The organism is Devosia nitrariae, from assembly GCF_030160115.1.
Lineage (GTDB): Bacteria > Pseudomonadota > Alphaproteobacteria > Rhizobiales > Devosiaceae > Devosia > Devosia nitrariae.
Genome location: NZ_BSNS01000008.1, coordinates 77757 through 90222 on the forward strand (window position 1 = coordinate 77757; position 12466 = coordinate 90222).

General features: G+C 63.9%; 14 protein-coding genes. 11 read left to right on the plus strand and 3 right to left on the minus strand.

Annotated elements, in window-relative coordinates:
- Positions 1 to 41: 41 nt before the first annotated feature.
- The 10 genes from QQK18_RS09435 to QQK18_RS09480 all read left to right on the plus strand — a co-directional run bounded on the left by QQK18_RS09435 (position 42) and on the right by QQK18_RS09480 (position 10316).
- Positions 42 to 437, plus strand: a complete 396-nt coding sequence (locus tag QQK18_RS09435; protein WP_284340080.1) for an Hpt domain-containing protein — start codon at positions 42 to 44, stop codon at positions 435 to 437.
- A 158-nt stretch (positions 438 to 595) separates the two neighbouring features.
- Positions 596 to 2218 carry a peptide chain release factor 3 gene (locus QQK18_RS09440; protein WP_284340081.1) on the plus strand — a complete coding sequence of 541 codons (1623 nt, stop codon included), beginning with the start codon at positions 596 to 598 and terminating at the stop codon, positions 2216 to 2218.
- A complete protein-coding gene (locus QQK18_RS09445; protein WP_284340082.1) occupies positions 2215 to 3399 on the plus strand; it encodes a class I SAM-dependent methyltransferase in 1185 nt (394 codons plus the stop codon). Before QQK18_RS09440 ends, QQK18_RS09445 begins: the two co-directional genes overlap by 4 nt.
- Before the next feature lie 79 nt (positions 3400 to 3478).
- Positions 3479 to 3799 carry a 2Fe-2S iron-sulfur cluster-binding protein gene (locus QQK18_RS09450; RefSeq protein ID WP_284340083.1) on the plus strand — a complete coding sequence of 107 codons (321 nt, stop codon included), beginning with the start codon at positions 3479 to 3481 and terminating at the stop codon, positions 3797 to 3799.
- Positions 3800 to 4003: 204 nt separating this feature from the next.
- The gene (gene cysG / locus QQK18_RS09455) at positions 4004 to 5398 is read left to right on the plus strand and encodes a siroheme synthase CysG (protein WP_284340084.1); all 1395 of its coding nucleotides are present in this window, start codon (positions 4004 to 4006) and stop codon (positions 5396 to 5398) included.
- 4 nt (positions 5399 to 5402) lie between these two features.
- Positions 5403 to 5708, plus strand: coding sequence for a DUF2849 domain-containing protein (locus QQK18_RS09460; RefSeq protein WP_284340085.1), 306 nt, complete (start codon positions 5403 to 5405; stop codon positions 5706 to 5708).
- Entirely contained in the window at positions 5695 to 7365 is a 1671-nt protein-coding gene (locus QQK18_RS09465) for a nitrite/sulfite reductase (RefSeq protein WP_284340086.1), read from the plus strand. The genes QQK18_RS09460 and QQK18_RS09465 overlap by 14 nt, the downstream gene beginning before the upstream one ends.
- On the plus strand, positions 7340 to 8614 hold the full coding sequence (locus QQK18_RS09470) for a phosphoadenylyl-sulfate reductase (RefSeq protein ID WP_284340087.1): 1275 nt from the start codon (positions 7340 to 7342) through the stop codon (positions 8612 to 8614). The genes QQK18_RS09465 and QQK18_RS09470 overlap by 26 nt, the downstream gene beginning before the upstream one ends.
- Before the next feature lie 175 nt (positions 8615 to 8789).
- The gene (locus QQK18_RS09475) at positions 8790 to 9818 is read left to right on the plus strand and encodes an NAD(P)/FAD-dependent oxidoreductase (RefSeq protein ID WP_284340088.1); all 1029 of its coding nucleotides are present in this window, start codon (positions 8790 to 8792) and stop codon (positions 9816 to 9818) included.
- A gap of 168 nt (positions 9819 to 9986) precedes the next feature.
- Positions 9987 to 10316 carry a 2Fe-2S iron-sulfur cluster-binding protein gene (locus tag QQK18_RS09480; protein ID WP_284340089.1) on the plus strand — a complete coding sequence of 110 codons (330 nt, stop codon included), beginning with the start codon at positions 9987 to 9989 and terminating at the stop codon, positions 10314 to 10316.
- A gap of 56 nt (positions 10317 to 10372) precedes the next feature.
- Here the strand turns inward: QQK18_RS09480 and QQK18_RS09485 are convergent, their stop codons facing one another.
- Positions 10373 to 10951: an NADPH-dependent FMN reductase gene (locus tag QQK18_RS09485; protein WP_284340090.1), complete on the minus strand. Its 579-nt coding sequence runs from the start codon at positions 10949 to 10951 to the stop codon at positions 10373 to 10375.
- A 97-nt stretch (positions 10952 to 11048) separates the two neighbouring features.
- On the opposite strand from QQK18_RS09485, the gene QQK18_RS09490 reads away from it, so the two are divergent.
- Positions 11049 to 11504, plus strand: a complete 456-nt coding sequence (locus QQK18_RS09490; RefSeq protein WP_284340091.1) for a winged helix-turn-helix transcriptional regulator — start codon at positions 11049 to 11051, stop codon at positions 11502 to 11504.
- On the opposite strand, the gene QQK18_RS09495 is transcribed toward QQK18_RS09490, so the two are convergent.
- Positions 11501 to 11926 (minus strand): SRPBCC family protein, encoded by a 426-nt coding sequence (locus tag QQK18_RS09495; protein WP_284340092.1) that lies wholly within the window; start codon positions 11924 to 11926, stop codon positions 11501 to 11503. The genes QQK18_RS09490 and QQK18_RS09495 overlap by 4 nt on opposite strands.
- A gap of 2 nt (positions 11927 to 11928) precedes the next feature.
- Positions 11929 to 12285, minus strand: a complete 357-nt coding sequence (locus tag QQK18_RS09500; RefSeq protein ID WP_284340093.1) for an ArsR/SmtB family transcription factor — start codon at positions 12283 to 12285, stop codon at positions 11929 to 11931.
- Between the last annotated feature and the right edge of the window lie 181 nt (positions 12286 to 12466).

Here is a 12466-nt window from a genome sequence, read left to right on the forward strand (position 1 = left end):
CATCATGAGGATTTAGCGACCCGAACCCGACGGGAAGTAATATGGCGCGCGCTGCAGGCTTTGTCGAACATGTGGAAAACCCGGCTACGGGGCGAGAGAGCCGGCCGATTGACCGTGAACACCTCGCCCGGCAGTGCCTGGGAGATGTGAGCCTCGAGGTCGAGGTGCTGCGGCTCTTCGACGAGACGATCGCGCGCTATATGGGGCGGCTCGTGGCCTCTGCCGATGCCGATGAGAAGAAGATGAACCTGCATGTCATCAAGGGGGCTGCCGCAGGAGTCGGCGCCTGGGGCGTCGCGGACGTTGCACGCGAGGCCGAAGCGAGCCTGCGCGAGGGACGGCCGGTGGGCACCGAGCAGGTCGCGGACCTGGCGATCGCCGTCGAGGAAGTGCGCGGGTATATTGCCGGGTTCGTCGCGGAGGCGGACCAGGGCTAGCGCCGTCTCGCTCGCTCGCGGGCGCCGGCACGCTCACGAACACGCCAGCCGTTTGACGGCAGCGGCCGAAACCCACTATAGAGCGGCCACGCATCGTCCGAGCCTGCCGCGTTTGCGCGCGGCTGCGGGCGCCCCTTCTCGAATAGGCCCGACTATCCATGAGCGCTGTCCAGGCGGTCGCGACCGCTCCTCTTTCCCGCATCGACCAGTCGCTGGCGAGCACGGATGCCTTCCGCACGCGTCGCACCTTCGCCATCATCTCGCATCCGGACGCCGGCAAGACCACGCTGACCGAGCGACTGCTGTCTGCCGCCGGAGCCATCCAGAACGCGGGCCAGGTGCGCGGCAAGGCCGGCACGCGCTCGACGCGCTCGGACTGGATGGAGATGGAGCAGCAGCGCGGCATCTCCATCGCTTCGTCGGTCATGACCTTCGACTATCAGGGACTGACCTTCAACCTGCTCGATACTCCAGGTCACTCGGACTTTTCCGAGGACACCTACCGTGTGCTGACGGCGGTGGACGCGGCCATCATGGTGATCGATGCGGCCAAGGGCATTGAAAGCCAGACCTTGAAGCTCTTCGAGGTCTGCCGGCTGCGCGACATCCCCATCATCACCTTCATCAACAAGATCGACCGTGAGGGCCAGGAGCCGCTGGCGCTCTTCGACGAGATTGCCGACAAGCTGGCGCTCGACCTCACCCCGGCGCTGTGGCCGATCGGGCAGGGGGTCGACTATCGCGGCTATCTCGACCTCGTTGAAAACCGCGTCGTCGGCCCGACGGGCACGCCCGGAGCCGAGTGGGACGAGATCGAAGAGCTTCTCGACCACGACGACCTGATGGCCGATCCCGTTTTCGTCAACGCCATCGAGACGCTTGACCTGACGCGCTCGGCGCTGCCGGAATTCGATCTTGCGACCTTTCAGGCCGGGCACCTGACGCCGGTCCTCTTCGGTTCGGCGCTCAAGGGCTTTGGCGTCGCCGAACTGCTGCGCGCGCTCGGCGAATGGGCGCCGGAGCCGCGGCCGCAGCCGGCCGAGCCCAAGCCTATCGAGCCCGCGGAAAAGAAGGTCACCGGGTTCGTCTTCAAGGTGCAGGCCAATATGGACGCAAACCATCGCGACCGCATCGCGTTCGTACGGCTGTCCTCGGGCACTTTCGCGCGCGGTATGAAATTGAGGAACGTGCGCACCGGCAAGGACCTCGCCATCTCCAACCCGATGTTTTTTTTCGGCAACAACCGGGAGTTGGCGGAAGAGGCGGTGGCGGGCGACATCGTCGGCATCCCCAACCACGGGACGCTTTCGGTGGGCGATACGCTGACCGAAGGCGCGGCGATCAAGGTGACGGGCATTCCGAACTTCGCGCCCGAGATCATTCGGCGGGTGCGGCTTGCCGAGGCCATCAAGGCCAAGCAACTCGCCAAGGCGCTCTCGGACCTTGCCGAGGAGGGCGTGGCACAGGTCTTTCGCCGTATGGTCGGTGCCGACTATCTCGTCGGTGTCGTCGGACCGCTGCAGCTCGAGGTGTTGGGGGCGCGCGTCGAGAAGGAATACAATGTTCCCATCGGTTTCGAAAGCGTGGGGATGGAAGTGGCGCGATGGGTGGAGAGCGACGACGAGGCCGAGCTCAAGCGCTTCATCGCCGCCCAGAAGACCAACATGGCCGAAGACCGCGACGGGGCGCCGGTGTTCATGGCGCAGAACGCATGGTGGGCGCAGCGCGCGCAGCAGGACTTTCCCAAGGTCCGGTTCCTGACGACCAAGGAACGGGCGTGACGCCCGTCGCCGAGGAACGGACCGCGGCGTTCCTCGACACGCTGGGCGAGGCCTTCCGTGACGGGAGCCTCATTCGGCTCAAGCTCGGCGGCTATCACGGATCGGATGAAGCGCTGAAGTCGGCCGAGGGACGCAAGGTCGCGCTCAAGGGCGGCGACAAGCTCAGCATTGTCTGGCGCTACAAGACCCGAGACATCACCAAGAATTACGGGGTCGACGAAGCTGTCGCACTGCTGCGGGCGTGGCTTGCTGATGACTTCCGCAGCGCGCGGCTCTCGACGACGGGATTCGACCTGTCGTTCGAGCGCAATGGCGACAAGGTGCGGCTGAAGCGCGAGACGGTCGAGGGACGCGCGACCGCATCGGGCGCCCATGATCGGGCAAAGGACCGGCCGGTTGTGGCGGAAAAGCCGTGGCTCAACGCCCTCGGGCTGACCGACACGCAGGGAAACGTCCTTAACGCGGCGCAGGACAAGTTCCGCCAGATCAACAGGATGGTGGAGATTTTTGCGCCTTTGATTCAAGCGATCCCGAAAGAGCGGCTGACGCGGATCGTCGACATGGGGGCGGGCAAAGGTTACCTGACCTTTGCGCTCTACGACCACCTGGCCACTGCGCTGGGCCTCGAGGTCGAGATGGTAGGCGTCGAGGTCCGCAAGAGCCTTGTCGAGCTCTGCAACGGCATTGCCGCCGAGAACGGTTTCTCGCGTCTGCGCTTCGTGGAAGGATCGATTCTCGATTATGACGCGGCAGGCGCCAGCGCCGTCATTGCGCTTCATGCCTGCGACACGGCGACGGATGATGCGATCTCCCGGGGGATCGCGGCCGGTGCCGAACTGATCGCGGTGGCACCCTGCTGCCATAAGCAGATCCGGCGCGAGATGGAGGCCGGCAAGGCCGCGGACGACCTCGATTTCCTCCTGCGGCACGGCGTCTTCCTCGAACGGCAGGCCGAGATGGTCACCGACGGCCTGCGTGCGCTGATGCTGGAGCTTTCCAGTTACCGTACACGCGTCTTCGAATTCGTGCCCGATGCCCATACGCCCAAGAACGTTCTGATCGTGGCGCAGAAGGATCGGCGGGCAGGGCGGGACCGGGAGGCGGTGTTGGGCAAGATCGCCGCTACGAAGGCCCGCTTCGGCATCGGCCGGCATCAGCTCGAAACGCTCCTCGGGCTGTGATTGCAGCCATGCGCCGGCTGGCGTTGCCGGACCGCTCCACCGCGTCTATATCGCCTGCATAGAGAGCAAGAACGGCCCCATGACCAAGATTACCTACATTGAGCCCGATGGTACGCGCCACGAAGTCGAAGCCCAGAACGGGGCGACTGTGATGGAGACGGCCATCATGAACGGCGTGCCGGGTATCGTTGCCGAGTGCGGGGGCGCATGCACCTGCGCCACCTGCCATGTCTATGTCGATGAGGACTGGTTCGACGTGACCGGCGGCCCCTCTCACATGGAAGAGGACATGCTCGACTTCGCCTTCGACGTGCGCCCCACCAGCCGGCTCTCCTGCCAGATACGGGTGCGTGACGAACTCGACGGGCTGGTCGTCAATGTGCCGACCCGCCAGGGCTAGCACCCGGCCGGAGCCGAAGTTCTCGGAGAAAAATTTCCTTCCTCCGCGCAAGCGCAGATTCATTTGGCGGGTGCGCGACCGTCTCGCGGGCGGCGTTCTAACTGCGGTGCAGGAAGGGAAATATAAAAGCTATTGTATTTCAATATCTTGCTCGTGGCGCACAGTGTCTCTATTTTCCGGGTCTCACTAAGGACAAGGAGTCCAATGGGCCAACTCAACACATTTCCGTTGAGCTACAGGATCGAGGGTAAGCGCATCGTCATCGTCGGCGGTGGAGAAGAAGCCCTCAACAAGACCCGATTGGCGATTAAGACGACTGCATCGGTCGTCATTATTTCCTCGAAAATCGAAGCGGACTTTTCTGCGTTACCGGTGACGGTCCTGGCGCGGCCTTTTGCTGCCTCCGACCTCGACGGCGCAGCCTTGGTGTTCGTGGCTGACCATGGTGCAGACGGCGAGGCGGCGAAGGTTGCGGCGCGGGCGCGGGGCGTGCCGCTCAACGTCGTCGACGTGCCCAGCGAATGCGACTTCTATACGCCCTCGATCGTCGAGCGGGCGCCGCTAACGGTGGCGATCTCGACCGAAGGCGATGCGCCGGTGCTGGCGCGGCTGGTGCGCGCCAGGATCGAGGCGCTGCTGCCGCCGGGGCTGGGCCAAGTGGCGCGGCTCGCCGGGAGCCTGCGGAGTAGAGTTGAGAACCTGCTTCAAGACGGGGCAGCAAAGCGCCGGTTCTACGAGGATCTCGTCACCTCTCCGACTGTCGAGGCGGCGGCCAGCACCGGTGACGGCGCGAAGGAAGCCGAGGCGATGCTCCAAGAGCACGCCGTCAGAGGCGGTGGGGCCGGGATGGTTTGGCTCATCGGGGCTGGGCCGGGGGCCGAGGACCTCTTGACGCTGCGCGCGCAGCGCCTGCTGCAAGAGGCGGACGTGATCGTACATGACCAGCTCGTGCCCGATGCCGTGGTGGAGATGGGTCGGCGCGACGCCGAGCGCATCTGCGTCGGTAAGGCCAAGGGGCATCATTCGTTCAGCCAGGCCCAGATCAACACGCTCCTCGTCAGGCTTGCCGGCGAGGGCCGGAAGGTCGCACGGCTGAAATCGGGCGACCCTATGGTTTTCGGGCGGGCCGGCGAGGAGATCGCGGCGTTGCGCAAGGCCGGGATCGGCTATGCGGTGGTCCCTGGGGTCAGCGCCGCGCTGGCGGCAGCGGCCGATACGGCAACGCCGGTGACCCTGCGGAAAGTGTCGAGCGGTTTCGTGATGGCGACGGCACATGGCGCCGACGACGCGGAGCTTGCGCACTGGGCGGCACTCGCCGGGAGCGGATTGACACTGGCGCTCTATATGGGCAAGTCGATCGCAGCCGAGGTGGCAGGCCGACTGATCGATTTCGGCGCGGGGGCGAAGCTGCCGATCGGCATCGTCGTCAATGCCGGGCGGGTGGACAAGACGCTCTACGCCGGCACGCTCGGCGGGCTGGCGACGGGCGCGATCGCGTTCGCTGACGGGCCGGCGATCATATTCGTGGGCGAGGCAGTGGCAGCCGGCGACTGGGCCGGGGCCGCCGAGATCGCAGCACAGGAATTCAAGGTGGCTTGAGGCAATGGAAATTCTAACTGGAAACGAGCTGACGTCCGGCGCGACGGTCTATCTCGACGCCGAGGGGCGGTGGGTCGAGGACCTGCAGGCAGCGCGGGTCTTTGGCAAGGACGAGGCCGAGGCCAAGGAGGCGGCTCTTGCGGCCACCAAGGCGACCGGGCGGATCGTCAGCCTCGAGGCCGAGGACGTGAACATGGTCGAGGGGCGGATCGTGCCGATCCGGTTGCGCGAGCGCATCCGCGCAGCGGGGCCGACCGCGCCCGCCTTCGACCGGCAGCATCTGGGTGAGGACGGTCATGTATCGATATGACGAATTCGACGCCGCGTTCGTGCGCGAGCGCACCGCGCAGTTCAGCGATCAGGTGCGGCGGCGCGTTTCGGGCGAGCTGAGCGAGGACCAGTTCCGTCCGCTGCGGCTGATGAACGGCCTCTACCTGCAGCTCCATGCCTATATGTTGCGCATCGCCGTGCCCTATGGAACGCTGAGCTCGCGCCAGCTGCGGATGCTCGCGCATATTGCGCGCACCTACGACCGCGGCTATGGGCACTTCACCACCCGGCAGAACATCCAGTTCAACTGGCCAAAGCTGAAGGACGTGCCGGATATCCTCGCCGACCTCGCTTCGGTCGAGATGCACGCGATCCAGACTTCCGGCAACTGCATCCGCAACATCACCACGGACCAGTTCGCAGGCGCGGCGGCCGACGAGATCATCGATCCGCGGCCGGTGGCCGAGATCCTGCGCCAATGGTCGAGCCTCCATCCCGAGTTCAGCTACCTGCCGCGCAAATTCAAGATTGCCATGTCGGGTTCGCCCAACGACCGGGCCGCGATCCGCTTCCACGATATCGGCCTGCAGGCGGTCGCCAATCCTAGTGGTGAAATCGGCTGGGAAGTCTGGGTCGGCGGCGGGCTTGGGCGCACGCCCATCGTCGGCAAGATGATCAACGGTTTCGTGCCAAATGAGCACTTGCTCGCGTATCTGGAGAGCATCCTGCGCGTCTACAATCGCTACGGGCGGCGCGACAACAAGTTCAAGGCGCGGATCAAGATCCTTGTCCACGAGGAGGGACTTGAAACGATCAAGGGCCAGGTGGAGGCCGAGTTCGCCGAAATGCGCGGCGGGGTACTCACCCTGCCGCAGGAGGAGCTCGACCGTATCGCCGCCTATTTCACTCCGCCGCCGTTCGAGGAGCTGCCGGCGACGCGCATCGACGTCAAGCGCGAGAAAATCCTCGACACCGCCTATGGCGAATGGCTGGAGAACAACATCACCTCGCACCGCATGCCTGGTTATGCGAGCGTGACGATCTCATTGAAACCCGTCGGGAAGCCGCCGGGGGATGCGAGCGCCGAGCAGATGGAGGCAGTCGCAGACCTTGCCGAACGCTACTCGTTCGATGAGCTGCGCGTGACGCACGAGCAGAACCTAGTGCTGCCGCATGTGCGGATCGCCGATCTCAGGACGATCTATAATGCTCTGGTCGCGGAGGAACTCGCGGACGGCAATGCGGGTCTCATCACCGACATGATCTGCTGCCCCGGGCTCGACTTTTGCGCGCTGGCCAATGCGCGGTCCATCCCCATCGCCCAGTCGATTTCCGAGCGCTTCGCCAGCATGACGCGGCAGAAGGAGATCGGGGACCTGAAGATCAAGATCTCGGGTTGCATCAACGCTTGCGGGCACCACCACGTGGGTCACATCGGCATCCTCGGTGTGGAGAAGAAGGGCGGCGAGCTCTATCAGATCACCCTCGGGGGCGACGCGACCGAGAACGCGGCAGTCGGCAAGATCATGGGCCCAGGCTTCGAGGCGGAGGCCGTGCCCGATGCCATCGAGCGGCTGGTCGATGCCTATATCGGCCTGCGGCAGAACCCGGCAGAGCCATTCATCGCCGCTGTCCGGCGGCTGGGCGAAGCGCCGTTCAAGGAGGCCCTTTATGGCGCAAGTGAACGCGCTGCCTAGGCAGCACAGGCCCGATCCGCTGCGCGCACTCGGAGTCGTCGCGCTCAACGGCATGTTCGATGAGATGGACGCGCTTGGCGTGCTGCGGCACGCCGTCGAGGAAATCCTGCCCGGCGACGTTGCCATCGTCTCGTCGTTCGGGGCGGATTCGGCTGTGCTGCTGCACATGGTCTCGAAGGTCAAAAAGGATCTTCCGGTCTATTTCCTCGAGACGGGCAAGCACTTTCCCGAAACGCTCGACTATGTCGAGACGCTGAAGACGCGCCTGGGACTGACCAACGTCATCGCCATCCAGCCGGACCCGGCGGACCTCAAGCGCTTCGATCCGAACGGCGATCTTTGGGAAACGGACCCCGACTCCTGCTGCCACATTCGCAAGACCGAACCGCTCGAGCCGATCACCGAGGAATATGGCGGGTGGGTCACGGGCCGCAAACGCTATCAGACGGTCGAGCGTGGGGTGCTGCCGCATTTTGAGTTGACGAGCGACGATCGCATCAAGGTCAATCCGCTCGCCCATTTTTCGGATGCCGACGTCGTCGCCTACCGGCAGGAGCATAACCTGCCCGAGCATCCGCTTTATCAAAGTGGGTACAAATCCATCGGTTGCGCGCCGTGCACCTCGGTGGTAGCCGAAGGCGAGGATCCGCGGGCCGGCCGCTGGCGCGGACTCAATAAGAAGGAATGCGGCATCCATTTCGACTTCAATGGAGCGATAGCCAAGCCGATGGTCGCGGTCGAGAAGCACAGGCTGTTCAAAGACGGCGCGTTCATCGCCGATCCGTTCCACGACTGGGGCGAGGGCGACGATGCGGCCACGGCCCACTATACGCACGTTCCGCTGCCTGTGTTCCTCGAGCACCGCGAGACGTTCCTTGCCAACCCGCACCCATTGGGGCTCCTGGTCTCTCCAGGCGAGCGCATCGAGGACGTCAAGGACGACCTCCAGCGTTTCGCATCAGTCGCCATAAAGTTCCCTGCCTTCACCGACGGGCGTGGATATTCGACGGCGCGGCTGCTTTCGGAGCGCTACAGGTTCGCGGGGGAAATCAGGGCGGTAGGCGACGTTCTTGCCGACCAGATTCCCCTGATGCGCCGCTGCGGCGTCACCGCCTTGGTGGTCACGCACGAGCCGACGCGTCAGGCGCTCGCCGAAGGCAAGCTGGCCGAGGTGGCGATTTTCTACCAGCCGGTAGGGCTGACGGAAGTCCCTGTCGGCACGCGCCCCTATCTTCGCCGCGCCGGTTGATTTAAACGGAGTGCGGCAATCAGCTTTTGCCGATCACCAGGCAAGCATGTTCAACCCCAGTCATTCCCGCGAAAGCGGGAACCTCTGTTGAAGGAAAAACGGAGGTCTCCGCTTTCGCGGGGATGACCCTGCGAGAGACCGAGGCGTTGGATCGCCTCCAAGAGTTGAGAAGAGAATGAGCGGAACTGAAATCGTCACCGATGTCGTCGTGATCGGCGCGGGGCCATGCGGCCTGTTCGCGGCTTTCGAACTCGGGCTTCTCGACATCAAATGCCAGTTCATCGATATCCTCGACCGTGCCGGCGGCCAATGCGCCGAGCTCTATCCGGAAAAACCGATCTACGACATTCCCGCCTTTCCTGTGATTACCGGGCAGGGGCTGACCGACAACCTGCTGACGCAGATCGCGCCGTTCCAGCCGGAGTTCCATTTCAGCCGGATGGTCACGAGTCTTGAAAAGCAAGCCGACGGCACTTTTCGGCTGACAACCGACGCCGACGAAGTGTTCCTTTCCAAGGTGGTGGTAATCGCGGCGGGCGGCGGCTCGTTCCAGCCAAAGCGCCCGCCGGTCGACGGCATCGAGCCCTTTGAAGGCAAGTCGGTCTTCTATTCGGTGCGCAAGATGGAGGACTTCCGCGGCCAGGACGTCGTTATTGTCGGGGGCGGCGACTCCGCGCTCGACTGGACGCTGAACCTTCAGCCTATCGTGCGCTCCCTGACTCTCGTTCACCGCCGCAACGCCTTCCGGGCGGCGCCGGACTCGGTCAACAAGATGCAAAAGCTCGTCGGCGACGGAAAGATCTCACTGCAGATCGGCCAGATCGCTGGCCTCGAAGGCGAGGACGGACAGCTCCGCCGCATCCACTTCTCGACGGACGCTGGCGATGTCTCGATTCCGGCGACGCGCCTGCTGCCGTTCTTCGGGTTGACCATGAAGCTCGGGCCGGTCGCCGACTGGGGCCTTGAGCTCAACGACAACCTCATCGTCGTCGACACCGAAAAGTTCGAGAGCTCGGTGCCGGGTATCTTCGCCATCGGCGACATCAACCACTACCCGGGCAAGTTGAAGCTCATCCTCTCGGGCTTCCACGAGGCGGCGCTGATGGCCCAGGCCGCCAAGAAGATCGTCTCGCCCGACGAGCGCGTGATTTTCCAATATACGACGAGCTCGACCAAACTGCAGAAGAAGCTTGGGGTGGCTTGAGGGTCCCGCTGGGCGGTTTTGCAGGCCGCCTAGCGCGAATTTCTGCGCTTCCGGTGCTCACGTATTTCACATACGCTGCGCTCCGGTTCTCGAAATCCACGCTATCCGACTCGGCCAAACCGCCCATCGGAACCCTCAAGTGCCAACTTTCGACATGAGAGATTCCAGATGAAAATCCACGTCACCGACCAGTCCGGCACGCAACACGAGCTCGAGGGCCTCGACGGCTGGCGGGTGATGGAAGTCATACGCGACTGGGGGCTCAACATCAAAGCCGAGTGCGGTGGCTCGTGCTCGTGCGCGACCTGTCACGTCTATGTGGATGACGCGTGGGTCGAGATCGTCGGCGCCCCGAGCGAGGAGGAAGAGGACCTGCTCGACAGCGTCGGGGACGTCCGCTCCAACTCGCGGCTTTCCTGTCAGATCCTGATGAACGACGACCTCGACGGATTGAAGGTGACGCTTGCCCGCAGCGCGGCCAAGGACGAGGCGGCCTGAGTCTCTTTCGAGGTGAGGATTGAAACGGCCGGACCTTGGTCCGGCCGTATCTTGCTCTATTCGGCCGCAACGCTTTCTGCGGGTCGAGGAGCGCCGTGCGTTTCGATCCAGTCGACGAACCGGTCGACGAAGCCGGTGAGAAACCCGCGCGTCTGGTCATCGGCGATTTCGCCGTGCTCGTCGATGAGCCCGGGTTGGGCGTGGAGATAAACCTCGGGCTGGCCCATGACGACGAAGCCGAGGGCGGGCAGCAGCGAGCGCAGGTGTGCCTGGCCGGCGGCGGTGCCGATGGCGCCGGGGCTGGCGCCAGCGATGGCGAGCGGCTTGCCGGTCCAGGAATTATGGCCCCAGGGACGCGAGCCCCAGTCGATGGCGTTCTTGAGCACGGCGGGGAACGAGCGGTTGTGCTCGGGCATGACGATGAGGACGCCCTCGGCGGCTTCGATGCGACGCTTGAGGTCGGTGACCGCGGCCGGCGGGGCGGCCCACAGGTCGTCATTGTAGTGGGGCAATGTGCCCAGATCGAGAAAATCGAATTTAAGTCTTGAATCCGCCAATGCCTGCAGGGCCTTGGCGAGTCTGAGGTTTATCGAATTGCTGGCGAGGCTGCCGACGAGAACGACAACGGTTTTCATGCATATCTCCGGGTGGTTTCCGTTGGTAACTCACGCTATATCAGTCACCTGAAATTCCGCCGCAAGACGGCACTTTTTCGATACGGAAGGCACCAAAATGAAACCCGGTGACACCTACACTCCTCACGATTGCCGGCCGGTCGGGGAGATTCTCAACCAGATCGGCGGCAAATGGACGGTGCTCATCATCACCCGGCTGAAGCATGGGCCCATGCGGTTTTCCGAGCTCAAACGCCTGATCGGCGGCATCAGCCAGAAGGTGCTGACGGCAACGCTGCGCGAGCTCGAGATGAACGGGTTCGTCACCCGCACCGTCACCCCGAGCATTCCGCCGCGTGTCGACTATGAGCTGACCGATCTGGGGCGTGAGCTGCTGGTGCCGCTCGATGCGGTTTCGGAGTGGGCGCTCGCCAACCGGCAGCGCGTGCTCGATGCGCGCAAGGCCTTCTTCGAGCAGAACCCCGACGCAGTGCCACCGCGCATCGGGCAGGTGGCGACGCTCATCCATTCGGGTAACAGCAGCGACTCGAGTGCGCCCGTGGCGGGAGGTTAGACGAACAGCGCCTCGAGCTTGACGAGGCACCCCTCCCAGCCGGCCATATGCATGTCGCGCGTGGCCGCATCGGTGAACCGCTCGTGGTTCAACACCAACTCGGTCCCCTCGGGGTGCTGGTTGAAGTCGAGGGTGACAAGGGTCGGGTTCCCCGGATAGGTGCTGACGCTCCAGGTATAGACGAGTTGCTCGGGCTGAACGACGCGCTCGAAAACCCCGGAAATCCAGGTGACGGAGCCATCCGGATGGCGATTGGCGATGCGGTAGGCGCCGCCTTCTCGCAAGTCTACATGCGCCTCGGGGCAGACGACAGGTCCCGGCCCCCACCACTTCTTGAGGCTTTCCGGGTCGGTCCAGGCGGCAAAGACCCGCTCACGCGGCGCGCGGATCACCCGGGTCATCGAGAGGGCGGTGGGGGTCATGCTTACTCCTCGGCCTCATTCGCGCCGCTTTCGACGAAAGTGGCGAAGTTGTCGAGCTTTTCGTTCCAGAAGTCGCCATAGGCGGTCAACCACTCATCGGCGCTGGCGAGCGGGCCGGTGTTGAGCGCGCAGACATGGACGCGTCCGCTGACCCTGCGATCGACGATGCCGGCGTTTTCGAGGACGATCAGGTGCTTTGAGACGGCCGCCAGCGACATGCCGAAGGGCTCGGCCAGGTCGGTGACTTTGGCCGCGCCCTTGGCGAGCCGCGCCACCAATGCCCGCCGCGTGCGGTTGGCAAGGGCATGGAAGATCAGATCGAGCCGGTCGTCGTCGGTGACTGCGGCAAAAGCGGACAAGGGCGTTCTCCAAAATTCAACCGATCGGTTGACATTTGATTTAAGCGGTGGCATACGAACGAAAGTTCAACCGATCGGTTGATCAAATAGTCCATCCGACGCGAATGTCAAACAAGGAGGGGTGGGTTCAACCGGTCATCGCAACACCTTCTGTAGCCTATCGGCGGGCGTTTCGAAGTCC

Coding starts and splice junctions, on each gene's coding strand:
- QQK18_RS09435 (WP_284340080.1), top strand. CDS start 42: ATGGCGCGCGCTGCAGGCTTTGTCGAACATGTGGAAAACCCGGCTACG.
- QQK18_RS09440 (WP_284340081.1), top strand. CDS start 596: ATGAGCGCTGTCCAGGCGGTCGCGACCGCTCCTCTTTCCCGCATCGAC.
- QQK18_RS09450 (WP_284340083.1), top strand. CDS start 3,479: ATGACCAAGATTACCTACATTGAGCCCGATGGTACGCGCCACGAAGTC.
- cysG (WP_284340084.1), top strand. CDS start 4,004: ATGGGCCAACTCAACACATTTCCGTTGAGCTACAGGATCGAGGGTAAG.
- QQK18_RS09460 (WP_284340085.1), top strand. CDS start 5,403: ATGGAAATTCTAACTGGAAACGAGCTGACGTCCGGCGCGACGGTCTAT.
- QQK18_RS09465 (WP_284340086.1), top strand. CDS start 5,695: ATGTATCGATATGACGAATTCGACGCCGCGTTCGTGCGCGAGCGCACC.
- QQK18_RS09470 (WP_284340087.1), top strand. CDS start 7,340: ATGGCGCAAGTGAACGCGCTGCCTAGGCAGCACAGGCCCGATCCGCTG.
- QQK18_RS09475 (WP_284340088.1), top strand. CDS start 8,790: ATGAGCGGAACTGAAATCGTCACCGATGTCGTCGTGATCGGCGCGGGG.
- QQK18_RS09480 (WP_284340089.1), top strand. CDS start 9,987: ATGAAAATCCACGTCACCGACCAGTCCGGCACGCAACACGAGCTCGAG.
- QQK18_RS09485 (WP_284340090.1), bottom strand. CDS start 10,951: ATGAAAACCGTTGTCGTTCTCGTCGGCAGCCTCGCCAGCAATTCGATA.
- QQK18_RS09490 (WP_284340091.1), top strand. CDS start 11,049: ATGAAACCCGGTGACACCTACACTCCTCACGATTGCCGGCCGGTCGGG.
- QQK18_RS09495 (WP_284340092.1), bottom strand. CDS start 11,926: ATGACCCCCACCGCCCTCTCGATGACCCGGGTGATCCGCGCGCCGCGT.